Genomic DNA, 22,731 nt, shown 5'->3' on the forward strand with positions numbered 1-22,731 from the left:
TGGAAGGACAGGCAATCGGCGCCGGAAAGGCGACTAGGCTTCCGGTCTTAGCGGCCCCTGCGGCGAACCGCCACCCCCGCGCCGCGCCTGTTTGCGCTGAACGTCAGCTCAGCGGCGGCGCGGTGAAGGCGTCGGCGGCCTCGCGCGCCTTGCGACGCTCCACAGCCGACAGGGCGGGCGTCAGGCGCTGCACCGAGGCCAAGGCCTGCTGGTCGCCGCGACGAGCCGCGATCATGTACCACTTGAAGGCTTCGGACCGGTTGGCCGCAACGCCCTCGTCGCCCTGCTCCAGCATCTTGGCGACGTTGTACTGGCTGTCGACGCGACCGGCGGCGGCGGCCCTCTTCAGCCAGGCCAGGGCCTCGGGTCCGCTCTTGGCCCCGCCGACGCCGTCGTACAACTGCATGGCGTAATGATGCATGGCCTTGGCCTCGCCGCCCTCGGCCGCGCGACGCGCCCAGGCGCGCGCCTCGACCGGATCGGCGGTCAGGCCCGCCTGACCGTCCTGATACAGCATGGCCAGGCGCAACTGCGCCGGCGCATAGCCCAGGTTGGCCGCACGGATCAGGGGCTCGACGCCCGCTTCGTCGCCGTTGTCCAGGATCAGGCCAGCGCGGGCGAACAGGGCCGCACCCTCGGTCGCCGCCGCCTCGGGGGAAGGCACGGCGTCGGTCGGGGTCGCGTCCAGGGCCAGAGCCGCAATCGGAGCAGCAGCCTCCGCGGCCGCCCCCGTCTCGCCAGCCACGACGCCCGGCGGGGTCACGCCAGGAAAGCGCAGGCCTGCGCCCTCGGCCACCTGCAGGCTGGCGTAGCCGCCGCCGACGACCAGAGCTGCTACGGCCGAAGCGCCCAGCGCCTTGCGCACGGTCGAGCCCTGACGGCCCGCCTGCTTGTCCAACCGCTCCTGCAGCTTGGACTTGCCGCCGCGCTTCTTCAGGCCGAAGCCCGAACGGGCGCCGTCGTCAGCGCTTTCGGGCGTCATGGCGGCGCGAGCCGCGTCCAGAATGTCGCGTGTCGAGGCGCGCTCGTCATCAAACGTCGCGCGCGGCGCAGGATCTACAAATTCCAGTTCGGCGGCGAAGCCGTCCTCGTCGTCGCCCAGCGTCAGCGGACGATCGTCCGTCGTCGCAGAGACGGCGTCAGGGCGCTCAAAAACGTCCGCGGCCGGATCCTCGAAAGCCGCCAGAATATCGCTGATGTCGGCGCCGCCAAAGGCCTCGGGCGCGCTGATTGAGGGCGCAGGCGCGACAGCCTCAGCTGCAACACGACCGAACGGCGCAGCGCCCTGGCCAGGCTCCAGGAAATCAGCCTCGAAGGGGTCAGCAAAGCCCCCCTCGTCCGGATGTCGGTCCGTATCGCCCGGGAAGGGCGCGGCCTCGACCGCCCCCGCTAGAGGATCCTGCGACCAAGGCTCTACAGGATCGGCGAAGGCCGCAGCGCGCCAGTCGCCGCTCGCGCTCTCGGCCGGGGTCCAGGGCGCGGGCTCGGGACTTTCCAGCGGCGTCTCGCGACGCTCGGCGCGGCCGGCGCGTTGTTCGATGCTGTCGCGCGCGTCAGCCACCAGACGAGCCGTGCGCTCCTCGCTCTGCCGCATGCGTTCGGCCAGATCGCCCGAGGCGCGGTCATGTCGCTGGACCAGCTTGTCCGAGCTTTCCGCCAAGCGGCGGCCGATGTCGTCAAGGGCCTGAGCCGAGCGACGCTCGGACTGGGCGATGCGTTCGCTGAGACGGTCCGAGATACGCGTGATCTCGCCGCCCAGCCGCTCCAGCGCCAAGGCGTGCTGATCGTCAGAACGAGTGATGCGTTGATCAACGGCCTCGGCGTGACGCGCCATATCGCGTTGCAGCTTCTGCTCCAGCGCCCGCCCCATGGCCTCGACCTTGGCGTCGACGCCAGACTCCGATACGCCTGCGCCGCCCGTTTCGATCTTCTCGACCTTCTCGACGCGACCGTTCAGGTTCTGGGCGATCCGCAGGATTTCACGCCCCATGCCCTCGACGGCGGCGACCGAGCGCTGCTCGGCGGCGCGCGCCTGTTCGCCGATGGCGGCCAGGGCGCGCTCGATGCGGTCGACCCGGCCTTCGGTCTCGGCCGCGTCGAGGCGACGGATCATCTCGGTGCGGCTGGACTCGACTTGGCGCGTCAGGCTCTCGGCCAGTTTCTCGAAGCGCGAGGCTTCGCGCGCGTGATCCGGTTCGATGCGGCGCTCGGCGTCGCGCATCCGCAGGTCCAAGGCGGCGAACGACCGCTCCAACCCCTTTAGCGCGTCAGAGGTGCGCGACTGGGCGTCGTCCAGACGCACGCCGACCTGTGACAGCAGGGAGGTTCCGGCGCCCGGCCCGGCCGTCTTCTCGATCGCCTCGATGCGGTCGCGCAGCTCGCTGACGCCCGCGCGCTGGCGCTCGTCCATGTCGTAAAGGCGCGTGGAGACGGCGGTCAGCGCCGCGTCCAGCTTGTCCAGCCCTTCGCGCGCCTCGGCCCCGGCGTCCTGCTCCAGACGGCGCAGGCGGCGATGGCCCTCGCGCAGTTCTTCAGCGATGTCATCGATGCGGCGGGCCTTGGCGGTCTCGGCCTCATCCTGTTTCTCGAGGCGGCGCACCAGACCGGCAACCGCCTGGTCGATGCCCTGAATGGCCAAGGTCGAGCGACGCTCGGCCGCCTCCAGACGCTCGGCGATCACTTCCAGCGAGGCGCCCATGCGACCGATGCCCGGCTGCTGATACGCGTCCTCGCCATAGACGTCGTCCAGGCGGCGCGAACGGCTGCGACGGTCATAAGGATCAGGAATGGGCGAGCGGCGCGGCAGGGTGGCGACGCCGTCGTCCTCGTCCGGCTCGTCCATGATCATGGAGTTCAGCCACTCGCCCAGGGTCATGCCCGAACGTCGCGCCAGATCCTTGGCGATCTCGCGCGCCTTGGGATCGATGCCCTTCACGCTCCACGGCGCCGCTGCGGTCACTGATTCGCCTCCCGACCCATGGCGCGAACGGTATCCTTCCAGATAAAGCGTGTAAACGTGTCGTTAACCGCTAGATGTAGCGCCTCGTCGCGAGTCGCCGACGGCAGCCGACAGGCCGCTGATGCGCCCGACATGGTTAATGCCGCGTTTAGATTAACCGCGCATCAAGAAATACGGCCACGCTGGAGATTAGGCGGCCGACGGCGCTTGCATCGCGGCCTTGGGCGCCCCAACTGCCGCCGTCATGGACGCCACGCTCACCCTGATCCTGCTGGTCGCCTCGATCGCCATCGCCGTCTTCGCCGGATGGCGCGGGTCGCGCCCGACGGACATCATGCGCGGCCCGCGCATGATGCCGTGGCGTTTCATCATGCTGCTGGCGGCCGCCTTGGTCTTCTTCCTGCTGATCCACCTGATGGCGGAGCTGAGCGGGCGGCCTCTGCCGTCCGCGGCGCCGTTCTAGGCGGGAACGCTCCGGCGCCGGGTCGGTTGTCCTGTCTCCCCGAACGACGAGACAGGAGACGATCTTGACCGACAAGCACCTGACGCCCGCCGAGGCCGAAGCGGCCTTCTGGAAAAGCCTGAAGTCCAGCAACACCGGGATGCTGGGACTGGATCGCCCCGGCTATCACAGCCAGCCGATGACCGCCTTTCGCGAGGCCGAGACCGGAACCATCTGGTTCTTCACCCGCGACGACACCGACCTGGCGCGCGACGCGACGACGCCGGGTCAGACGGCCATGTTCAGCTATGGCTCCAAGGACCAGAAGGTCTGGGCTTGCATCCACGGCTCCCTTTCCGTGCATGGCCACGACCGGGCCGTCATCGAACGCTACTGGAACCCGGTGCTGTCGGCCTGGTATCCGGACGGCAAGGACGATCCGCGCCTGACCCTGTTGCGCTTCGACGCCGACGACGGCCGGGTCTGGGTCAGCGATGGCGGGCTGATGAAGTTCGCCTTCGAGATCGCCCGCGCCAACCTGACCGGCAAGGAGCCGGACGCCGGCGACGTGGTCGACGTCAACCTGCGTTAGGGCTACTTAAAAAGCCTCGAAGCACCAGGCTAGGACCGCCTTCTGGGCGTGCAGGCGGTTCTCGGCCTCGTCCCAGATCAGCGACTGCGGGCCGTCGATGACGGCGTCCGTCACCTCTTCGCCGCGGTGGGCGGGCAGGCAGTGCAGGAAGACGGCGTCGTCAGCCGCCTCGGCCATCAGGGCCTCGTCGACGCTGTAGGGCTCGAAGGCCGCTAGGCGGGCCTCATAATCTTGATCGCCCATCGACACCCAGGTGTCGGTGACAACGACGTCGACGCCCTTGACCGCCTCGCGCGGATCGCTGGTCAGGTGGACGTGAGCGCCGCCCTTTTCCAGATCACGCAGGTCGGGGTGATATTCCGCCGGACAGGCGACGTGCAGGTGGAAGCCGAACTTTGGCGCAGCGTGCATGAAGCTGTGGCAGACGTTGTTGCCGTCGCCGATCCAGGCGATCGTCTTGCCCTCGATCGGGCCGCGATGCTCCTCGATGGTCATCAGGTCGGCCAGGATCTGGCAGGGGTGGCTGCGGTCGGTCAGGCCGTTGACGACCGGCACGGTCGAGACGCGAGCGAAGCGCTCGACGTCTTCATGGTCGTTGGCGCGGATCATCACGGCGTCGACCATGCGCGACAGGACGCGAGCCGTGTCCTCGACCGGCTCGCCCCGGCCCAGCTGCATGTCCGAGGCGGTGGCGATGATGGAGTCGCCGCCCAGCTGTCGGATGGCCGCGTCGAAGCTGAAGCGGGTGCGCGTCGAGTTCTTCTCGAAGATCATGGCCAGGACGCGGTCCTTGCCCGGCGCATCGGCGTCGGCGCGGCCCCGGGGCCAGCCTTTTCGGGCGCGTTTTCGGGCGTGGGCGTCGTCCAGAATGGCGCGCAGGTCAGCTGCGTCCAGGCGGTGGATGTCGAGGAAGTGACGAACCATGACCAAGCCTTCTCCCTCCCCTTCATGGGGAGGGTGGTCCCGCAGGGACCGGGTGGGGGCGGCCCTGCGAAAGTCTGGAGGTAGAAGAAAGCGTCCCCACCCGGCCTCGCCTCACGGCACGGCCGCCCTCCCCATGAGAGGGAGGGAGAAACAGCGTCAGCTCGCGATCTTGGTGCGAGCGAACTCGCAGGCCTTCTCGAACTTCTCGATGGCCTCGCGGGCCTCGTCGAGAGTGATGTTCAGCGGCGGCAGAACGCGGACCAGGTTGTCGCCGCCGCCGGCGACCAGCAGCTTGGCCTCGTCACGGGCCCAGCCCATGAACTCGCGGTTGTTCGGAACCAGCTTGACGCCCAGCAGCAGACCCTTGCCGCGCACCTCGACGATCACGTCGGGGAAGCGTTCGGCCAGGCCGTGCAGTTGCTGGGTCAGGTAGCCGGCGACCTCATTGACGTTGTCCAGGATGGCGTCCGACGACACTTCGTCAAAGGCGGCCTGACCGACGGCCATGGCCAGCGGGTTGCCGCCGAAGGTCGAGCCGTGCACGCCGACCGTCATGCCCTTGGCCGCCTCGGCGGTGGCCAGGCAGGCGCCGATGGGGAAGCCGCCGCCCAGGGCCTTGGCGACAGCCATGATGTCCGGCGTCATGTCGGCCCATTCGTGGGCCCATAGCTTGCCGGTCCGGCCCATGCCGCACTGGACTTCGTCGAAGATGATCAGGACGCCGTACTTGTCGGCCATCTCGCGCATCCAGCGCAGATCGGCGTCCGGCGTGGCGCGGCAACCGCCCTCGCCCTGGACCGGCTCCAGGATGATGGCGGCCGTGTTCGGGTTCTCGAAGGCGGCGGTCAGGGCGGCCTTGTCGCCCCACTTCAACTGATGGAAGCCTTCCATCTTGGGCCCGAAGCCCTCGGTGTAGCTGGGGTTGGCGGCGGCGTTGATGGCGCCGTAGGTGCGGCCGTGGAACGAGCCGTCGAAGCCGTAGATGTCGATACGCTCAGGCTGGCCGTTGGCGACGTGGAATTTGCGCGCCGTCTTCAGGGCGCACTCGATCGCCTCGGTGCCCGAGTTGGTGAAGAAGACGACGTCGGCGAACGACTTCTCGCACAGGGAGTCGGCCAGGGCGTCCTGCCCCGGAATCTTGAAGATGTTGGAGACGTGCCACAGCTTCTCGGCCTGATCCTTGACCGCCTGCACCAGCTTGGGATGGGCGTGGCCCAGCGCATTGGTCGAGATGCCCGAGACGCAGTCCAGATACTCGGTCCCGTCAGTGGACCAGAGGCGGACGCCCTGGCCGCGCTCCACTTCCAGCGGCGCGCGATTGTAGACACCCATCAGATGACCGGACACTTGGCAGACTCCATAAAGCGAGACGGTCCCGGCGCGTCTGCGACGGGACCGCTTTGGAAAAGGGCGACGAACTTGTCGGGCGCTATTTCCGCTTAGTCAACACCGCGCGGGGCGCGAATTCAGCGCAGTTGCGCATCCAGCTTCTGGATCAGGGCCGCATAGGTCCGACCGGCCAGATCGATGGTGTGGCCTTCGACCGCCGCGATGACGTCGTCCTTGGAGTGAATGACGCGGAAGACCTGGGGGACGAAGCCCTCGGCCAGGCCGTTGGTCTGGCCGCCGTTGAAGGCCAGCCACATCTGGTGGGCGCCGACCTCGTCCTGAAAACCGAGAGAGACCACCGGCGCGCCCGCCGCCGAGAAGGCCCGGTCGTCGGACGGCGGATATTCGGGGAAGCCGACGCACTGCTGGGCGCGCTCGGCGCACAGCTCCTGCACCGCGCGGGTGACGAAGGCCGACTGCGCCCCGTTGTTCTGGCCGTACATCATGGTGTCGCCATAAGCGGCGACGTCCGAGTTCACCACGGCCGCGACATTGGCGATCCCATGCGCCTCGATCCACTTCCGTGCGCCGATCAGGCCCAGCTCCTCCTGGTCGAAGAAGATGATGCGGATACGGTGCGACAGCGACGCTTCGCGCAGGATCTTGGCCGCCTCGATCAGGGCGACCACCGAACCGGCGTTGTCGACCAGGCCGTCGGCCATCGTTCCGTCGCGCAGCTTCACCGCGTCATAGTGGGCGGTCAGCAGGATCTCCTTCTCGCCCTCGCCGATGACGACGACGACGTTTGAGCCCTGCATCGGACCGGCGCGGCCGCCGCCCTCGAAGGTCTCGACCGTCGGCGTGAAGCCCTCGGCCCGAAGCTGGCCCAGCAGCACCTCCAGGCGCTCGGCGTTGGACGGCTTGGCGTAGGCCCCGACCTGTTCACGCAGATCGGCGGCGCGATCCTGAGCGAGCGACGGCGCGGCCGTCAGGCAGACGGCGACCAGGCAGGCGCCGCTGACAGCGGCCTTCAGGCGAAGATGAAACGACATGGCGAGGCCCCTTTCGCGAGGCCCCTCGCCCCGCGCTCGACGCCTTGCTTAAAGCGAAATCAGTTCAGATGCGACCGCATCTGAACTCAGCTCTTCAGCCGCCAGCCCGAACGGAACACCAGCCAGCAGGCGGCGCCCATGACCACGGTCAGCACCGCGCTCATGACCACGCCGACCATCAGACTGCCCTCGGCATGACCGATGAAGCCTGCCCGGAACCCGTCGATCAGATAGAAGAAGGGATTGAACCTGCTGATGCTGGCGAAGGGCTCGGGCAGGCTGTCGATCAGGTAGAAGGCGCCCGACAGGAAGGTCATCGGCATGACCACGAAATTCTGCACCGCCGACAGATGGTCGAACTTCTCGGACCACAGACCCGCCAGCACGCCGACCATACCCATCAGCAGGGAGGCGATCAGGCCGAACCAGACGATCAGGGCGATGTTGGCCAGGCCCAGCTTGGCGAAGGGCATGACGCAGATCGCCGTCACCAGGCCCACCGCCACCCCGCGCGTCGCCGCGCCCATGGTAAAGCCGACAGTTAGTTCCAACGGGCTGAGGGGCGGGGTCAGGAAGTCGGTCGCCGTGCCCATGATCTTGGCCTGGATCAGGCTGGACGAGGCGTTGGCGAAGGCGTTCTGCAGGATCGCCATCATGATCAGACCCGGCGCCACGAATTCGGCGAAGGGCGTGCCGTGCAGCGGCGGCCGCGCCCCCTTCAGCGCCACCACGAAGACCATCATGTAGAGCAGGGTCGTCACCACCGGCGCCGCCACCGTCTGTGCGCCCACCTTCCAGAAGCGGCGGACCTCCTTCAGGTAGAGGGTGCGCAGCCCCACCCAGTTGATCCCGTCATAGCGACGGGGTTGTGGCAGGCCGTGAGGCGCGGCGGAAGAGGCGTCGGAACCGGCGGTCAGGTGCGTCATGCCGCCTCAGATGCGACAGCCAGGCCGGTTTCGCAAGGCGCAGCCCCTGTGGATGACATCCAGGAAGTTGAGTCAAATCGGGACATTAACCATACTAGATGTAGTTTCTGTGGACAGGTGAATTCCCACATATTGCGTGTTTTAAGGGGTGATTTACGATTAGAGGCGTGATGAGGGGCCGAAATTCGGACTCCGGCACAAGATATTGAATCCGACTTCTCCGCAGGAGGGCGACATGAACCCAGGCTGGACCGAAGACCGCGTCGGCGCGCTCAAGAAGCTGTGGCTGGAAGGCCAGTCAGCGAGCCAGATCGCCAAGGCCCTTGGCGGCGGCGTGACCCGCAACGCCGTGATCGGCAAGGTGCACCGCCTGGGCCTGTCAGGCCGGGCCGCTCCGTCGCAACCCGCGCGCACCACCTTCCGCCCGGCCCGTCCGCGCGCCGCCGCCCCGGCCGCGCCGGTGCAGGCGCCGTCGGCACCGCGCCGCATCGAGGCCGCAGCCCCGCGCCCGGTCGCCATCGCCGCCGCGTCCCAGGCTCCGACGCCCGCGCCGGAACTGGCCGGCACCGCCACGGTGCTGACGCTGGGCGCGCACATGTGCAAATGGCCGATCGGCGACCCCTCGACCAGCGAGTTCAGCTTCTGCGGCCGCCGCGCCTCGGAAGGCGTCTACTGCGTCGAACACGCCCGCGTCGCCTACCAGCCCCAGGTCCGCAAGAGCGCCGGCAAGGACGCCTCGTCCGACCTGGCCCGCAGCCTGCGCCGGTACATTTAAGGCTGCTATCGCTCGCGACGCGGTCGCTCGCTGCTTGAGCAGACGTGACCGCTATCGTTCGCCGCGCGGCGGCTCCCTGCTTAAGCAGAAGAGCCGCCGCGTCGTCGACTTTCGGCCCCACAGCCGACACGAACGCCCCCTAGAGGGGCCGCCGTCCGCCCCGTCGGCTTCCGATGGGCTCCGGGGCGGGACTGCGGTTCATCCGGGTTGACGCAGTCCCCTCCAGGCCCTCGCTCTCGGCGAGGGTTTTTTCGTTGGCCCTGCAGCGCTTCGCGCTGCTTGCGTGCCAACCCTGCCGCCCTCCCCCTCCCCTCCGTCATCCTCGGGCTTGACCCGAGGATCGAGCGTCGGGCGCGCTCCGCCCTGCCTATGTCACGCAGGCGGATCGTCCGATCCTCGGGTCAAGCCCGAGGATGACGGCGTGTGGGAAGAAGGCGCGGGACAAAAACGGCAGACGTCAGCCGCCATCACTGCCCCTGCCGCGCCCCTCGCCCTAGTTCAGAACCCTTCGCGCGTCCGGCACGTCCAGGCTGAAGGCCGGGATGGCGGCTTCGAACATGCGGCCTTCGGCGTCCTGCATGAAATAGGCGCCGACCATCGAGCCGGACGGCGTCGTCAGCGGGCAGCCCGAGGCGTAGGCGTAGCTGTCGCCCGCCTCGATCACCGGCTGTTCGCCGACCACGCCGGGACCGCGCACCTCTTCGACCCGGCCCATGGCGTCGGTGATGGTCCAGCGCCGGGCCACCAGTTGCACCGGGCCGCCGCTCAGATTGACGATCTCGACCTGATAGGCCCAGACCCAGCGCCCCTCGGCCGGGTCCGACTGGCCCGCCAGATAGGAGGGGCGGACGCGAACCACGACGCCTTCGGTCTCGGCGGAGTAGGCAAGAGCGGAGTGCATGCGCTATATGCAGCCCGCCGTACGCGGGGTTCAAGCGTCTGTCGTCGCCGACAAGCTACACAGACGAGAAAATCCGTGTGAGAACAGGACGGCATGACCAGCTTTCAGATTCCCGCCCGCTCCGGCATCCTTCCCTTCCAGGGCATTGAGACCCTGATCGCGGCGGGCGCCATCGCCTCCGACACCCCGTTCGACGTCGACCAGGTCCAGCCCGCCAGCCTGGACCTGCGCCTGTCGGACCAGGCCTGGCGCGTGCGCGCCTCCTTCCTGCCTGGCCAGCGTAAGGTCGAGGCGCGCATCGCCGACGTCGCCATGCACGCCATCGACCTGTCGGGCGGCTATGTGATGGAGAAGGGCTGCGTCTACATCGCCCGCCTGCAGGAGCGCCTCAGCCTGCCCAAGGGGCTGAACGCCCGCGCCAATCCGAAGAGCTCGACGGGCCGCGTCGACGTCTTCGTGCGCCTGCTGACCGATCAGGGCGGCAGCTTCGACGACGTGGACGAGGGCTATGACGGTCCCCTCTATCTCGAGATCGCGCCCCAGACCTTCTCCATCCTGGTCAAACCGGGCACGCGGCTGAACCAACTGCGCCTCAAGGCGGGCGAGCCGCCCAAGCTGGAGACCCGCAGCGTCGGCGTCGACCTGCGCGCAGGCGACAACGGCGTCGTCGGCTATCGCGGCCGCCGCCACGCGGGCGTGGTCAACATGGACCACATCGACGGCCACGACCCGCGCGACTTCTGGGAACCGCTGACCCTGCGCCGGGGCGAACTGCTGCTGGATCCGGGCGAGTTCTACATCCTGGCCTCGTCGGACGATGTGGAGATCCCGGTCGACCAGGCCGCCGAAATGACCCCGATCGACCCGTCGGTCGGCGAGTTCCGCGTCCACTACGCCGGCTTCTTCGACCCCGGATTCGGCACGGACGAGGCGCATGGCGCAGGCTCCAAGGGCGTGCTGGAAGTCCGCACCCACGACACCCCCTTCCTGCTGGAACACGGCCAGATCGTCGCCCGACTGGTCTATGAGCCGCTGACGGAACGCCCGTCGCGTCTCTACGGCGAGGGCGGCAGCCACTACCAGAGCCAAGGGCTCAAGCTGTCGAAACACTTCCGTCCCTGGGGCTAGGTTTTCCTTCTCCCCTTGAGGGAGAAGGTGGGCGCCGTAGGCGCTCGGATGAGGGGTGTGAGCGCCGCGGTCAGCCGATCGCGGCGCTTTTCTTTCATCAGGGTCGTGCGCTAACGCCTGCGGCTTGAGCGCATCAGGTCAGCCTGTTCGCCTTCCTCAGGCTGGGGAAGGTCTTGGCCCAGATGCCCGTCGCGGCCAGGGCGCCGAAGCCGCCGAACACCGCCGCGCCGATCGGCCCCAGAAGGCGCACCATGACGCCGGAATAGGCCTCGCCCAGCTCGTTCGAGGCGCCGATGAACAGCATGGACACCGACGACACACGCCCGCGCATGTGATCGGGCGTGGCCAGTTGGATCAGGGTCTGGCGGATGTTGACGCTGATCATGTCCGCCGCCCCGCCCAGGAACAGCACCGCCCCCGACAGCCAGACGCTCTTGGACAGGCCGAAGATCAGGGTGCAGACGCCGAACACCGCCACCGCGCCGAACATCCAGCGCCCGCCGTGGCGCACAATGGGGAAGCGGCTCAGGTAAAGCGCCATCAGCAAGGCCCCCACCCCGAACGAGGCCCGCAGCAGGCCGAAGCCGATGGCCCCGACGTGCAGGATGTCGCGCGCGAAGATCGGCGTCAGCAACGCCACGCCCGCCAGCAGGACGACGACCAGATCCAGCGAGATGGCGCCCAGGACGATCTTGGTCTTCCACACATAGGCCAGGCCTTCCTTGACCTGCTGCACCGGGCCCAGCTTGGACGGGTCGACCTGCGGCTTGCCCTTGGTGCGGATCAGCACGAAGCAGGCGATCGCCACCAGGAAGAGCGCCACGGCCGAGGCGTAGGCCAGCGGCACGTTGAAGCCGACGATGACCCCGCCCAGGGCCGGACCGGCGATGGCCCCGGTCTGGAAGGCGATGGACTGGGCGGCGATAGCGGGCGGCAGGGCCTTGCGCCCCACCACCATCGGCAGGAAGGCCTGGCTGGCCGGGGCCAGGAAGGCGCGCGCCGCGCCAAAGACGGCGGCCACCGCCAGCAGGCCCCACAACGGCGGCGAACCGTGCAGCGCCATCAGCAGGAAGGCGCCTGCGCACAGGCCCTCGACGATGATCGACAGGGTGACGGTGTGCTTGCGGTCGCGTCGGTCGGCCATGGCCCCGGCGGGCAGGGTGAAGGCCAGCAGCGGCAGGAACTGGCACAGGCCGACCAGGCCCAGATAGAGGCTGGCCTCCTCGATCGGATGGTCGCGCCGGGCGATCTCATAGACCTGCCACAACAGGGCCGAGGACTGGATCTGGATGCCCAGGACCGCCACCATCCGCCCCAGCCACAGCAGGCGGAAATCGCGAATGCCCCACGGGCTGGACGGACCGTCGTCAGGCGGCGAACCGGGCGGCGGTCCGGGCGGCAGCGGTGGCTGGGGCGGAACGGTCGGGGCGGAATCGATACTTTCGGTCGTCACGGTCGTGGTGCGTCTTCAAACAAGGGGCGCTGTCGCGGCCGTCGGGCCTTCTCGCGGATGCGGGATATGCCTAAAGCAATAGCCTCATGAACGCCGCATCACATTCCGTCATCGATCCTGTCGAACTGACCCGCGACCTGATCCGCATCCCTTCCGTCACCCCCGCCGACGAAGGGGCCATGGACGTGCTGGAGCGCGCGCTGACCGGCCTGGGCTTCGCCTGCCGCCGCATGGTGTTCGAGGGGCCGAGCGGCGTGGGCCACGACGCGCGCATCGAGAACCTCTACGCCCGGCGCGGAACGGCCTCGCCCAACCTTTGTTTCGCGGGCCATACCGACGTGGTGCCGATCGGCGACCTGAAGGCCTGGAGCGCCGGACCGTTCGAGGGCGAAACCCGCGACGGCGTCCTCTACGGACGCGGAGCCGTGGACATGAAGGGCGGCATCGCCGCCTGGGTCGCCGCCGTGTCGCGCGTGCTCGCCCAAGGCGAAATCGAAGGCTCCCTGTCCTTCCTGATCACCGGCGACGAGGAGGGCCCGGCCCTGCACGGCACCAAGCGCGTGGTCCAGACCCTGGCCGCCGAGGGCGAGGTCATCGACGCCTGCGTGGTCGGCGAACCCTCCTCCGCCCACCACCTGGGCGACATGATCAAGGTCGGACGACGCGGCTCGCTGAACACCTGGATCACCGTCTTCGGCAAGCAGGGCCACGTCGCCTATCCCGACCGCGCCGCCAATCCGGCCCCGGTCATCGCCCGGCTGCTGGCCCGCCTCGACGCCCACGTCCTCGACGAGGGCTACCCCGAGTTCCCGCCGTCGAACCTGGAGATCACCACCATAGACGTGGGCAATCCGGCGAGCAACATCATCCCGGCCGAGGCCAAGGCGCGGCTGAACATCCGCTTCAACCCGACCCACACCGGCGACGGCCTGATCGACTGGCTGAACCGCGAGGCGGGCGCGCTTCAGGCCGAGACGGGCTTGCGGATCGAGCTGGAGCACATGTGCTCGGGCGAAGCCTTCCTGACGGAACCCGGCGTCTTCGTCAGCGCCGTGCAGGACGCGGTGGAAGCCGTGTTGGGCCGCCGTCCCGAAGCCTCGACCACCGGCGGCACCTCGGACGCCCGCTTCATTCGCGCCCTGTGCCCGGTGCTGGAGCTGGGCCTGGTCGGCCAGACCATGCACCAGGTCGACGAGCGCGTGCCGGAGGCCGAACTGCGCGCCCTGACCGACGCTTATGAGCGTGTCATCGCCACGGTGCTGGAGCGGTTGGCCGGCTGAAAAGCAAGCGCCTCGCCATCGGAACCGCTCCTCACCGCGCCGCAGGCCGCTGACCGGCCTCAAGGATCGGCATGCCCGCCTCGGTCGGGATGTAGATGGTCTGGCGGCCTTCCTTGCCTGCGGTTTCCTGCAGCATGTTGATGTAGGACCAACGCAGATAGGCTTCGGGACCACCGAGAGCTTCCGCCATGATGCGGTTGGCCTCATTGGCGCCCTTGGCGCGCTCAATCTCGGCGGCGGCGGTCAGCTTGGCCGAATCCAGGGCGGCCTGGGCTTCCAGCACGCGGATACGACGGTTCTGCACCGCCTCCTCATAGGCCGCCTTGCCCGCCATCTGCTTGGAATAGACGTTGTAGGTCGGAAAGCCGATCAGCACGACCGCCAGGACAACAGCGATAGCGATGATAGATCCGAGCGTGAGGCCGACGCCGCGCATGGGCTTGTCCTGATGTTGAAAGAGAGGGAGCCGCAAGGTGGCGGCTCCCGTCGTCTCCGGTCAAGCCGGGTCGATCAAGTTCCCATCGCTCAACGACGGCGGGCTGACGCCGGGGCCGGGACCAACTCCAGTATGTCGAGGTTGGATTCATTGGCGGGCCAGGGCGTGACCAGGCGCCAACGGTTTTCACCGATGCGCTCCAGCACCGAGACCATGTCACGCTCCGGACGCTGACCATAGGCGCGCGCGCCCGGTTCGGAGGCCAGAGCCATGGAGCCGAGGAAGACCATCTCGCGATCGCTCTCCGGGAAGAGCAGGCCCGCCTGACGCTGGGAGCCGCTGAGCTTGGTCAGCTTGAGGCCTTGGGCGGTGTTCTCGATCCGACAGGCGAACCAGCCATAGACGACATACCCCAGCCCCGCCTCGCCGCCCTGCGAGCCCAGCTTGACGGTGCGGCAGCGATAATTTCCGCCCGGCGGGATCACCGAGGGACGAGCCGCCTCCGGGTCGATCAATTCGCCCAGCGCCGCCAGGTCGCCCGAGCCAGGCTGTCGTTTGGCCTGCTCCAGAGCCAGAGACCAAGCGGCGGCGCGGCGCTGATAACGGTCACGATCGGCCGCCGTGATGACCCCGCGCCAATCGTCCAGCACCGCGCCCACAGGAGCTTCGGGCGCGACGGGGATCGGCGGCGGCGGCGGCGGTGGGGGCGTCGTGGCGCAGGCGGCGACCAAGACTGAAAGCGCAAACGCCGACAGGCTGCTTCGCAATAGAGTCGGCCGGAAAGAACGGATCGGCGCGCGCTGCATATCGGTTTCCCTCGCGACAGGGATCGAAAGCCCCATTTCTCTAGGAAGCCGCCATGGCCCGCCGCGTCAACCCTGCGCACCGACTTATGACGTCGTACGCGCCACCCTCGCGTCGCAAAACTCCGTTGCGGACTGATTCAGCAACCTGGCCAGGGTCGCGGTCAGGTCTGCCAAGGAAACCGGCCGTCGAAGCAGCTCCGCGACGCCGTCGGCGCACAAAACCTGCGCGTCCGAAGTCAGGGCAAGGACCGGCGTCGGGCGTCGCGTCGGATCCGTGCGCAGGGTCTTCAGAAAGGCCGCGCCCCCGTCCTCCGCCAGATCCAGATCAAGGATGAGAGCGTCCGGTCGCAGGTCGCGCGCCAGCGCCGCGCCCTCGTCCACGGACGCCGCGACATGGAGCTGAAGCCCGTCGAAGTCCTGCGTCAGGCGTCGCATCAAAGCCACCGCCGCCGCGTCGCGGGCGATGTACAGAAGCACGCCCGACGGCATGCGCGGCAGATCCGCCAACAGCCCCTCGGAACGGCCGGCGGCGTCGGATGGCGCGGCGAGTGCGGCGGCCAGGCTGACGGTGAAGGCCGCGCCCTGCCCTTCAACGCTCTCGGCTTCGACACGCCCCTGCATAGCCTCGGCCAACCCTCTGGCGGCGGCCAGGCCCGCACCTGAAACCCGCCCCGCTGCGATCGCCGGAAGGGTGAAAGGCTCGAACAGCGTTTCAAGCTGCGCCGATGATAGACCGGGGCCGCTATCGCGCACCGTCACCTGTATTTCGGCTCCGACGCGGCGCCCCTCGATCGTCACCGTTCCGCCTGGACGGTTGTGGCGCACGGCGTTGGCGATCAGGGCGGAGAGGATGCGCGTCAGCCGTTCAGGGTCCGCTAGGGCGGTCAGACCCGGTTTCGGCTCGGGCAGGGTCAGTAACACTCCGGCCGCCGTCGCCTCTATCTCGAAAGCCAGGCAGACCTTGTGCGCCAGCAGCAGGGGATCGACGGCTTGAAGCACGGCTGAGACGGGTCGCTCGGCGCCTGCCAGTGTGTTCATGCCCTCGACCAGGATCAGCAGCCGGGCGGCGGCTTCGCGGATCCGCTCGACCGCCTGCCGCTGACGGTGACTGAGCGGCTCCCCCGCCGCGTTCAGGCGCAGAAGGTCGGAAAAGCCGAGAACCCCCTCCAGCGGGGAGCGCATCTGGCGGCTGACGGCGGCCATCAGATCAGCATGGCGCCGACGTCCCTGCAAAGCGCTATCCTGCGCCCGCATTCGAATCGCGTCCGCATCGACAAGGGCCGCTTCAAGTTGGACGATCCGACGTCGCGCGCCGTCCATCTGGCGATCATGCAGACGTTGCGCCGCGCGAATGCGGCCATGGGCCCCGAACGAAAGCCTGAGCCCGGCGACGCCCGTCGCGAGGCCGAGAGCCAGAATCAGCACAACGAATTCCATCGGCCATCCTCCCGTCAAGAGAAGGATGGCCGATCAAAGGTTGTATTTTTCTGTAGGCGCTCGCTTTAGTAGAATAGAGCGCGCTCAGCCTTCGTCGTCGGTGACGGCCGGCTCGGCCTTGCGACGCGTACGGCGCTTGGGTGCGGGCGGGGCGTCTTGTTCAACCGAGGCGCCGTCTTCAGCGGTGATGGGACGTGTCAGGAAGCCCGGCAAGGCGGCGGCGTCGTCGGTCGACTGTACGGCCTCATCCTCAGCTCCCCCGCGCGGACGGCGCGGCGCACGAGGAGCGCGCGGCGCACGCTCAACCGTCGTCTCATCGCTCGATGCGACGACCTCGGTCGGACGATCTTCGCCCTGCGCGGCGTTTTCGTCATCGGCGGCGACGCCAGGCTCGCCCTCGGTGTTTTCGAAGCGGCGATTGCGTTCGTCGCGACGACGCTCCCAGCGTTCGCGGCGACTTTCGCGACGGCCGCCTTCTCGGCCCTCGCTGTCGGCGCCGCCATGGTCGGAGCCGTCACGATCCCGGTCGCGATCACGATCGCGGTCACGATTGGCCTCGCGCTCGGCGCGTTCGGCCTGACGGCGAGCTTCATCCTCGACGCGGCGTTCTTCAGCCTGCTGGGCGGCGATGATGGCTGCCGCCTGTGCGCCGGACTCGTCCTCGAAGTCGATATCGAAACCTTGGCCCGCTTGCTCGCGTTGAGCGATTTCGCTCACTGAACGCTGCGGCTGAAGCGCGCGCAGGACGCGGAAATAATGTTCGGCGTGCTGGGTGTAGTTCTCAGCCAGAACGCGGTCGCCGGCGGCCGCGGCGTCACGCGCCAGCTGCATGTAGCGTTCATAGACGGTCTGGGCGTTGCCGCGGACCTTGATATTCTCTGGACCTTGCGAGTCCCACGAGCGGTTCGGATTGGTCGCGTTGGCGTTATTGCCGCCGCCGGGCTTACGGTTGCGTCCGCGTTGACGCTTCATGCCCTTGAAATCTCTCATCGGAGCTTACCGTGCTGGTGCGGGCCGCCGTCGTGGAGACGGTCGGGGCCCTGTTCGTCGTTCCGTTCGTTCGGGGCCAATCCCCGGTGCGAGCTGTTCGGAAAACCGTGCGCTCCCCGTGGTCCGCCGCGTCCGTCCTAGGGGCGCGACCGTCACTGAACTCCGATGCGCTTAAGCGAGCGAACCTGCTCGAAAAGAATGCGTCTGAGTGGGGAACACCACGGACTTAGCGCGCACAGAGACGCTTTGCCAAGGGTTTTTATTGCATCGGCGCTTCAGCTTCAGGGATAGGCTCCACGCGCGGATCCGGGCCGTTGGTGACCACGCGGTCGCGGTCGCCCAGATCCTTGACCACCTTCACGTCGATGAAGCCCGCCGCCTCGAACAAGGCCTTGACCGCCTCGCCCTGATCCCAGCCGATTTCGACTGCGAAGATGCCGTTCGGGCGCAGGATGCGCGCAATCTCGGGCGCCAGGTCGCGATAGGGCTGCAACCCGTCCGGGCCGCCGTCCAGCGCCAGATGCGGGTCATGATCGCGCACCTCGGGATCCAGGCCGGCGATATCGCCGCTCGGGATGTAGGGCGGATTGGACACCACCAGGTCGAAGCTGTCGTCAGCGAAGCCCGTCGCCCAGTCCGTGCGCAGGAAGGTGCAGCGGCTGTTCAAATCCAGGTTGGCGGCGTTCTCGCGCGCCACGGCGATGGCCTCGGACGAGATATCGGTGCCGACGCCGCGCGCGCCGAATCGCTCGGCCAGCGTCGCCAGCAGGATGGCGCCTGAGCCGGTGCCCAGATCGATCATGTCGAACGCCTTGTGCGGCGGAAAGGCGCGGACGATGACATCCAGCAGGGTCTCGGTGTCCGGCCGCGGGCTGAGCACGTCGGGCGTGACGTTCAGCATGATCTTCCAGAACCCCTTGCGGCCCAGGATACGCGACACGGGCTCGCGCCGCAGACGTCGCTCGACCAGGGTTTCCAGCGCCTGCGCCTGTTCCGGCGTGACCAGTCGATAGGGATCGTTCAGAATATCCACGCGCCCCGCTCCGGTCGCCGTCTCCAGCAGAATGCGGGCGTCGATGGAGGGGCTGTCGATACCAGCGGCCTTCAGGCGCGCCTGGGCGCCTTTCCAGGCGGTCAGCAGAGTCGGTTGGGTGTTCTGATCAGACATCCCCGGTGATTGGGGTCTGTGACGCATGATTTCAAGACGGAACGGCCAGGCAGCGTGGCCGTTGAAGGGCGAATGGGGATGAAACCACGGTCGAATCATCGCGCGCCGCGCGTCGGAAAACGTCGGGCTGCGCGGGGATCACACGGCGCGACGGGCGGACTGCTGCGCTATCTGGCCGCTGCGGCGGGCGGACTGGCGACGGGGGCGACGGCGGCGCATCTGCTCTATACTCAAGGCCATCGCTTCGGCCTGGAGCTGCGCCCCGAGCGGCCCGAGCCCCTGCCCCCGCGCGATCCGACGCCCGAAGACTATGACGACAAGGAGCCGGGTCGCGGCCGTCTGGCCCAGCGGCCGAGGCAGATTCCGCACAAGGGCTGGGTCGACATTCTGTGGCGCACCGTCATGGGCTATTTCGGCGACCGCGTCGGCTTCGTCGCAGGAGGCGTGACCTTCTTCATGCTGCTGGCCCTGTTTCCGACGCTGGGCGCCTTCGTCACCATCTACGGTCTGTTCGCCGATCCGGCCGACGCCTGGGGGCAGTTGAGCTTCCTTTATGAGGTGCTGCCGGCGAACGTGGCGCAGTTTCTGGGGACGGAGATGACGCGGTTGGCGGGCAATTCGACCGGCCAACTGACCTTCACCCTGGCCTGGACCCTGCTGTTGACGCTGTGGGCGGCCAACGGCGGCGTAAAAACCCTCTTCTACGGCCTGAACCTCGCCTATCATGAGGTCGAGCGGCGCAACATCGTCGTTTACAATCTGATGTGCATGGGCTTCACCGTCTCAGCGATGGCGGCGGTGCTGCTGAGCTCGACACTGGTGGTCGGGGTGCCGGTAGTGCTGGCGGTGTTCGGCCTTGAGGACGAATGGGCCTATCTGGCTCCGCTGCGCTGGCCGCTGCTGTTTTTCGGCTATGCAGGGGCGCTGGCCCTGATCTATCGACTGGGGCCCAGCCGGGCGCGGGCGCGCTGGCGCTGGCTGACGCCGGGGGCGCTGTTCGCAGCGACGATGAGCCTGCTGGTCTCCTTCCTGTTCAGCTGGTTCCTGACCACCTTCGTGCGCACAGATTCCTATGGCCCGCTGGCGGCCGCCATGGGTTTCCTGCTGTGGACCTGGATCTCGGTGCAGGTGATCCTGATGGGCGCTCGGCTGAACGCCGAGATCGAGCACCAGACGGCCATCGACACCACCATCGGCGCGCCCCGGCCCATCGGCGAGCGCGGGGCGGTGATGGCCGATTCCGTGGGCGCACGGCGCGGCAATCCGGCCGCCCTGGCCTATACGCTGAAGTACGCCGAAAGCCTGGGCGATCGGGTGCTGCGACGTCGCACCAGGAAGAAGCGGCCCTGAAGCGACGCCCTAGGCGAACTCGGCCTCCAGGTCGGCCAGGCGCGCGGCCTGGTCCTCGGCGATCAGAGCGTTCAGCAGAGGATCGATCTCGCCTTCCAGAATCTGCGGCAGACTGTGCAGGGTCAGGCCGATGCGGTGATCGGTCACGCGCCCCTGCGGGAAGTTGTAGGTGCGAATGCGCTCGGACCGGTCGCCCGAACCGACCTGCGACTTGCGCGCATCCGAGCGAGCCGCGTCCTTGGCCTGCCGCTGCATGTCGTAGAGGCGCACGCGCAGATTCTTCATCGCCTTGTCGCGGTTCACGTGCTGCGACTTCTCGGACGAGGTGACGACGATCCCGGTCGGCAGGTGGGTGATGCGCACAGCCGAGTCGGTCTTGTTGACGTGCTGGCCGCCCGCGCCGGACGAACGATAAGTGTCGATGCGGATGTCCTGGTCGCGGATCTCGATCTCGACGTCCTCGACCTCGGGCAGGACGGCGACTGTGGCCGCCGAGGTGTGAATGCGTCCGCCCGCCTCGGTCGTCGGTACGCGCTGGACCCGGTGCACGCCGCTCTCGAACTTCAGGCGGCCGAACACGCCGTCGCCCGTCACCGTGGCGATGATCTCCTTGTAGCCGCCGGCGTCGCCTTCGGTGGCGCTGTCGATCTCGACCCGCCAGCCGCGCATGGAGGCGTAGCGCGAATACATGCGGAACAGATCGCCCGCGAACAGGGCCGCCTCGTCGCCGCCGGTGCCCGCGCGCACTTCCAGCACGGCCGAGGCGTTTTCATCGGCGTCGCGCGGGGCCAGCAGCAGGGCGACCTCGCGCTCCAGGCCCGGCAGGCGCTCGGTCAGGGCGTCCAGTTCGTCGGCGGCCAGGGCGGCCATTTCCGGGTCGGCCGCCATGACTTTCAGGTCGTCCGCCTCGGCGCGGGCGCGGGCCAGGGCCTGCACCGCGTCGGCCACCGGCTTCAGCTCGGCGTGCTCCTTGGACAGGCGCACGATCTCGGCGCCGTCCGAGGCCGCGCCCATGCGCGCCTCCACCTGATGGAAGCGGTCGAGCACCTGATCGAGCCGGGCCTGAGGCAGTCGCAACGGCGTGTCCTTGCTGAGAAAATCGAGCGCGGAGCCTTACCCGCGACGCGGCGCCGTGTCGATAAAAACGCCTCTACACGCGCTCATGGAGCAATCGTGAACAGCCGTCACAAGCCCGTCAGGCCGGTTCCTTCGCATCTGCAAAACCCCTAGCTCCACGGGGCTGAAACAAAATTGGAGACAGGGCATGACCCATGAAAAGCCCCTGGATGGGGCCTCGACGGGCCCTGCGCCGGGCGCCGACGTCGCGCGCCTGTGCGCGCTCTATGACGGCCTGCTGACTGCGGGCGGCGCCCCCGTGAGCCCGGACGCCGAGAAGGACTTGAAGGCCCTGGCCAATATCTTCGATCTGGACGCTGAACGGCCCGCCGCCGAACTGTGGCCCTATGTCCGCGCCGTTCTGGTGCGCCAAACCCCCGCCCTCGACAGCATGCCCGTCGAACCTGCGGCGACGACCGAGGCCGATCCCCTGACCGTCCTGCTGGTCGAGGACGACGCCGAAGCGGCAATCGACCTGACCGAGGCCCTGGACGCCGCCGGCCATCGGGTCATAGGCCCCTTCCACAGCGCCGAAGCAGCCGAGGCGGCCACCGCTCTTCATCCCATTGACGTGGCCCTGCTGGACATCAACCTGTCGGGCGCGGCGACAGGCGTCGATCTGGCGCGTCGTCTGAAGGCGCGCTGGGGCGTGCCCGTCGTCTTCCTTTCCGGCGACGTGACAGCCGCGGCCCAGAACGCCGAACTGGCGGCGGCCATGGTCATCAAGCCCTATCGCGGCCGCGACGTGCTGAACGCCCTCGCGCGCCTGGATCAGGCCTGACCCGATCACGACAACCATTGCCAGCCGGGCCGCGACCTGCGCCTGATGGCCTTCAACAACAGCCGACCGAGGCGTGAATGGATACCTTCTTCCTGTTCCTGCTGGTCGGTGTCCTGGCGCAGGCTGTCGACGGGGCTCTGGGCATGGCCTACGGCGTCATATCCTCTTCCGTACTCCTAGCGCTGGGCGTGCCCCCGGCTACGGCATCGGCCAGCGTCCACGCTGCTGAGATCTTCACCACCGCCGCGTCCGCAGGCAGCCACGCCTGGCACAAGAACGTGGAGTGGCGGCTGTTGCTGCCCCTGGCTGTCGCCGGCGTGATCGGCGGGGTGCTGGGGGCCTATGTGCTGACAGGACTGGAGGCGGCGGTGATCAAACCCTTCATCGTCGGCTATCTGGCCCTGGTCGGGGCGTGGATTCTGTGGCGGGCCGGGCATGACATCCCGACGCGCCACCTGCCCGCCTGGGTCACCGGCCCGCTGGGCCTGATCGGGGGCTTTCTGGACGCGGTCGGCGGCGGCGGTTGGGGACCGACGGTCTCATCAACCATGGTCGGCGCCGGACAGGAGCCGCGCAAGGCCATCGGTACGGTGAATACGGCCGAGTTCTTCCTGACCGTCGCCATATCAGCCACCTTTGTCTGGGCGCTGATCACCGGCCACTGGGAAGAGGCGGGCGCCTTGCAGAACCACGCCGCCGCAGTGGGCGGACTGGTGGTCGGCGGGTTGATCGCCGCCCCCTTCGCCGGGCTGATCGTCAAGATGGCGCCGCGCAAGGCTCTGACCTATGCAGTGGGAGGCCTGCTGATCGTGCTGGCGGCCTTCCAAGGCTACCAACTCCTCACCTAACGCTGATCATTGACAGAGACGCGGATCGCTGGCCGACT

22 protein-coding genes are annotated in these 22,731 nt (G+C 68.1%); 9 read left to right on the forward strand and 13 right to left on the reverse strand.

From position 1 onward, the window contains the following. Nucleotides 1-103: 103 nt before the first annotated feature. The gene (locus AC3A3G_RS11635) at nt 104-2,959 is read right to left on the reverse strand and encodes an SEL1-like repeat protein (protein ID WP_487488249.1); all 2,856 of its coding nucleotides are present in this window, start codon (nt 2,957-2,959) and stop codon (nt 104-106) included. Nucleotides 2,960-3,203: 244 nt separating this feature from the next. Here AC3A3G_RS11635 and AC3A3G_RS11640 point away from each other — a divergent pair, with 244 nt between their 5' ends. Together AC3A3G_RS11640 and AC3A3G_RS11645 are read left to right on the forward strand one after the other, a co-directional pair. Beyond that, the gene (locus AC3A3G_RS11640; RefSeq protein WP_368923386.1) at nt 3,204-3,422 is read left to right on the forward strand and encodes a hypothetical protein; all 219 of its coding nucleotides are present in this window, start codon (nt 3,204-3,206) and stop codon (nt 3,420-3,422) included. A 64-nt stretch (nt 3,423-3,486) separates the two neighbouring features. Continuing rightward, nucleotides 3,487-3,993 (forward strand): pyridoxamine 5'-phosphate oxidase family protein, encoded by a 507-nt coding sequence (locus AC3A3G_RS11645; protein ID WP_200166276.1) that lies wholly within the window; start codon nt 3,487-3,489, stop codon nt 3,991-3,993. 6 nt (nt 3,994-3,999) lie between these two features. Here the strand turns inward: AC3A3G_RS11645 and argF are convergent, their stop codons facing one another. The 4 genes from argF to AC3A3G_RS11665 form a co-directional block, all read right to left on the reverse strand. Further along, on the reverse strand, nt 4,000-4,917 hold the full coding sequence (gene argF / locus AC3A3G_RS11650) for an ornithine carbamoyltransferase (protein WP_487488250.1): 918 nt from the start codon (nt 4,915-4,917) through the stop codon (nt 4,000-4,002). A gap of 156 nt (nt 4,918-5,073) precedes the next feature. Then, on the reverse strand, nt 5,074-6,249 hold the full coding sequence (locus AC3A3G_RS11655; RefSeq protein WP_200166473.1) for an aspartate aminotransferase family protein: 1,176 nt from the start codon (nt 6,247-6,249) through the stop codon (nt 5,074-5,076). A 134-nt stretch (nt 6,250-6,383) separates the two neighbouring features. Next, on the reverse strand, nt 6,384-7,298 hold the full coding sequence (locus tag AC3A3G_RS11660; RefSeq protein ID WP_487488251.1) for a M20/M25/M40 family metallo-hydrolase: 915 nt from the start codon (nt 7,296-7,298) through the stop codon (nt 6,384-6,386). An 86-nt stretch (nt 7,299-7,384) separates the two neighbouring features. Further along, a complete protein-coding gene (locus AC3A3G_RS11665) occupies nt 7,385-8,224 on the reverse strand; it encodes an ABC transporter permease (RefSeq protein ID WP_487488252.1) in 840 nt (279 codons plus the stop codon). A 235-nt stretch (nt 8,225-8,459) separates the two neighbouring features. On the opposite strand from AC3A3G_RS11665, the gene gcrA reads away from it, so the two are divergent. Then, nucleotides 8,460-8,999: a cell cycle sigma 70 cofactor GcrA gene (gene gcrA, locus AC3A3G_RS11670; RefSeq protein WP_125900344.1), complete on the forward strand. Its 540-nt coding sequence runs from the start codon at nt 8,460-8,462 to the stop codon at nt 8,997-8,999. Nucleotides 9,000-9,492: 493 nt separating this feature from the next. Here gcrA and apaG read toward each other — a convergent pair whose 3' ends face one another. Then, complete coding sequence (gene apaG / locus AC3A3G_RS11675; protein WP_200166266.1) at nt 9,493-9,900, reverse strand: Co2+/Mg2+ efflux protein ApaG; 408 nt, start codon at nt 9,898-9,900, stop codon at nt 9,493-9,495. Nucleotides 9,901-9,993: 93 nt separating this feature from the next. Here apaG and AC3A3G_RS11680 point away from each other — a divergent pair, with 93 nt between their 5' ends. After that, nucleotides 9,994-11,028: a 2'-deoxycytidine 5'-triphosphate deaminase gene (locus tag AC3A3G_RS11680; protein WP_343830123.1), complete on the forward strand. Its 1,035-nt coding sequence runs from the start codon at nt 9,994-9,996 to the stop codon at nt 11,026-11,028. A 133-nt stretch (nt 11,029-11,161) separates the two neighbouring features. Here the strand turns inward: AC3A3G_RS11680 and AC3A3G_RS11685 are convergent, their stop codons facing one another. Next, on the reverse strand, nt 11,162-12,430 hold the full coding sequence (locus tag AC3A3G_RS11685) for an MFS transporter (protein WP_368923539.1): 1,269 nt from the start codon (nt 12,428-12,430) through the stop codon (nt 11,162-11,164). Nucleotides 12,431-12,567: 137 nt separating this feature from the next. On the opposite strand from AC3A3G_RS11685, the gene dapE reads away from it, so the two are divergent. Continuing rightward, nucleotides 12,568-13,761: a succinyl-diaminopimelate desuccinylase gene (gene dapE / locus AC3A3G_RS11690; protein WP_487488253.1), complete on the forward strand. Its 1,194-nt coding sequence runs from the start codon at nt 12,568-12,570 to the stop codon at nt 13,759-13,761. A gap of 31 nt (nt 13,762-13,792) precedes the next feature. Here the strand turns inward: dapE and AC3A3G_RS11695 are convergent, their stop codons facing one another. From AC3A3G_RS11695 to AC3A3G_RS11705, 3 genes are all read right to left on the reverse strand, one after another. After that, entirely contained in the window at nt 13,793-14,197 is a 405-nt protein-coding gene (locus AC3A3G_RS11695; RefSeq protein WP_125900338.1) for an SPFH domain-containing protein, read from the reverse strand. Nucleotides 14,198-14,286: 89 nt separating this feature from the next. Beyond that, entirely contained in the window at nt 14,287-15,003 is a 717-nt protein-coding gene (locus tag AC3A3G_RS11700; protein WP_487488254.1) for a DUF4893 domain-containing protein, read from the reverse strand. An 84-nt stretch (nt 15,004-15,087) separates the two neighbouring features. Next, nucleotides 15,088-16,206, reverse strand: a complete 1,119-nt coding sequence (locus AC3A3G_RS11705; protein WP_487488255.1) for a hybrid sensor histidine kinase/response regulator — start codon at nt 16,204-16,206, stop codon at nt 15,088-15,090. 9 nt (nt 16,207-16,215) lie between these two features. Between AC3A3G_RS11705 and AC3A3G_RS11710 the strand changes: the two genes are divergently transcribed. Beyond that, nucleotides 16,216-16,509, forward strand: coding sequence for a hypothetical protein (locus AC3A3G_RS11710; RefSeq protein WP_200216116.1), 294 nt, complete (start codon nt 16,216-16,218; stop codon nt 16,507-16,509). Nucleotides 16,510-16,524: 15 nt separating this feature from the next. Here AC3A3G_RS11710 and AC3A3G_RS11715 read toward each other — a convergent pair whose 3' ends face one another. Together AC3A3G_RS11715 and prmC are read right to left on the reverse strand one after the other, a co-directional pair. Beyond that, nucleotides 16,525-17,412, reverse strand: coding sequence for a DUF4167 domain-containing protein (locus AC3A3G_RS11715; protein WP_234287862.1), 888 nt, complete (start codon nt 17,410-17,412; stop codon nt 16,525-16,527). Between the two features lie 277 nt (nt 17,413-17,689). After that, the gene (prmC, locus tag AC3A3G_RS11720; protein ID WP_200216118.1) at nt 17,690-18,598 is read right to left on the reverse strand and encodes a peptide chain release factor N(5)-glutamine methyltransferase; all 909 of its coding nucleotides are present in this window, start codon (nt 18,596-18,598) and stop codon (nt 17,690-17,692) included. Nucleotides 18,599-18,676: 78 nt separating this feature from the next. Here prmC and AC3A3G_RS11725 point away from each other — a divergent pair, with 78 nt between their 5' ends. Next, nucleotides 18,677-19,948, forward strand: coding sequence for a YihY/virulence factor BrkB family protein (locus AC3A3G_RS11725; RefSeq protein ID WP_234287863.1), 1,272 nt, complete (start codon nt 18,677-18,679; stop codon nt 19,946-19,948). Nucleotides 19,949-19,957: 9 nt separating this feature from the next. Here the strand turns inward: AC3A3G_RS11725 and prfA are convergent, their stop codons facing one another. Further along, nucleotides 19,958-21,025 carry a peptide chain release factor 1 gene (gene prfA, locus AC3A3G_RS11730; protein ID WP_200216119.1) on the reverse strand — a complete coding sequence of 356 codons (1,068 nt, stop codon included), beginning with the start codon at nt 21,023-21,025 and terminating at the stop codon, nt 19,958-19,960. Between the two features lie 187 nt (nt 21,026-21,212). Here prfA and AC3A3G_RS11735 point away from each other — a divergent pair, with 187 nt between their 5' ends. Both AC3A3G_RS11735 and AC3A3G_RS11740 read left to right on the forward strand, forming a co-directional pair. Next, the gene (locus tag AC3A3G_RS11735; protein WP_200216121.1) at nt 21,213-21,845 is read left to right on the forward strand and encodes a response regulator; all 633 of its coding nucleotides are present in this window, start codon (nt 21,213-21,215) and stop codon (nt 21,843-21,845) included. A gap of 77 nt (nt 21,846-21,922) precedes the next feature. Beyond that, nucleotides 21,923-22,693 (forward strand): sulfite exporter TauE/SafE family protein, encoded by a 771-nt coding sequence (locus tag AC3A3G_RS11740; RefSeq protein ID WP_125900331.1) that lies wholly within the window; start codon nt 21,923-21,925, stop codon nt 22,691-22,693. Nucleotides 22,694-22,731: the final 38 nt, after the last annotated feature.

Source organism: Brevundimonas sp. Soil_N_31, from assembly GCF_057655995.1.

What these genes read in the sequence shown, in the direction of transcription:
- AC3A3G_RS11740 (WP_125900331.1), top strand. Translation starts at nt 21,923, where the DNA reads ATGGATACCTTCTTCCTGTTCCTGCTGGTCGGTGTCCTGGCGCAGGCT.
- dapE (WP_487488253.1), top strand. Translation starts at nt 12,568, where the DNA reads ATGAACGCCGCATCACATTCCGTCATCGATCCTGTCGAACTGACCCGC.
- AC3A3G_RS11655 (WP_200166473.1), bottom strand. Translation starts at nt 6,249, where the DNA reads ATGGGTGTCTACAATCGCGCGCCGCTGGAAGTGGAGCGCGGCCAGGGC.
- argF (WP_487488250.1), bottom strand. Translation starts at nt 4,917, where the DNA reads ATGGTTCGTCACTTCCTCGACATCCACCGCCTGGACGCAGCTGACCTG.
- gcrA (WP_125900344.1), top strand. Translation starts at nt 8,460, where the DNA reads ATGAACCCAGGCTGGACCGAAGACCGCGTCGGCGCGCTCAAGAAGCTG.
- apaG (WP_200166266.1), bottom strand. Translation starts at nt 9,900, where the DNA reads ATGCACTCCGCTCTTGCCTACTCCGCCGAGACCGAAGGCGTCGTGGTT.
- AC3A3G_RS11665 (WP_487488252.1), bottom strand. Translation starts at nt 8,224, where the DNA reads ATGACGCACCTGACCGCCGGTTCCGACGCCTCTTCCGCCGCGCCTCAC.
- AC3A3G_RS11710 (WP_200216116.1), top strand. Translation starts at nt 16,216, where the DNA reads ATGGCGCCGACGTCCCTGCAAAGCGCTATCCTGCGCCCGCATTCGAAT.
- prmC (WP_200216118.1), bottom strand. Translation starts at nt 18,598, where the DNA reads ATGTCTGATCAGAACACCCAACCGACTCTGCTGACCGCCTGGAAAGGC.
- AC3A3G_RS11680 (WP_343830123.1), top strand. Translation starts at nt 9,994, where the DNA reads ATGACCAGCTTTCAGATTCCCGCCCGCTCCGGCATCCTTCCCTTCCAG.
- AC3A3G_RS11715 (WP_234287862.1), bottom strand. Translation starts at nt 17,412, where the DNA reads ATGAAGCGTCAACGCGGACGCAACCGTAAGCCCGGCGGCGGCAATAAC.
- AC3A3G_RS11705 (WP_487488255.1), bottom strand. Translation starts at nt 16,206, where the DNA reads ATGGCCGCCGTCAGCCGCCAGATGCGCTCCCCGCTGGAGGGGGTTCTC.
- AC3A3G_RS11700 (WP_487488254.1), bottom strand. Translation starts at nt 15,003, where the DNA reads ATGCAGCGCGCGCCGATCCGTTCTTTCCGGCCGACTCTATTGCGAAGC.
- AC3A3G_RS11640 (WP_368923386.1), top strand. Translation starts at nt 3,204, where the DNA reads ATGGACGCCACGCTCACCCTGATCCTGCTGGTCGCCTCGATCGCCATC.
- AC3A3G_RS11660 (WP_487488251.1), bottom strand. Translation starts at nt 7,298, where the DNA reads ATGTCGTTTCATCTTCGCCTGAAGGCCGCTGTCAGCGGCGCCTGCCTG.
- AC3A3G_RS11725 (WP_234287863.1), top strand. Translation starts at nt 18,677, where the DNA reads ATGAAACCACGGTCGAATCATCGCGCGCCGCGCGTCGGAAAACGTCGG.
- AC3A3G_RS11735 (WP_200216121.1), top strand. Translation starts at nt 21,213, where the DNA reads ATGACCCATGAAAAGCCCCTGGATGGGGCCTCGACGGGCCCTGCGCCG.
- AC3A3G_RS11695 (WP_125900338.1), bottom strand. Translation starts at nt 14,197, where the DNA reads ATGCGCGGCGTCGGCCTCACGCTCGGATCTATCATCGCTATCGCTGTT.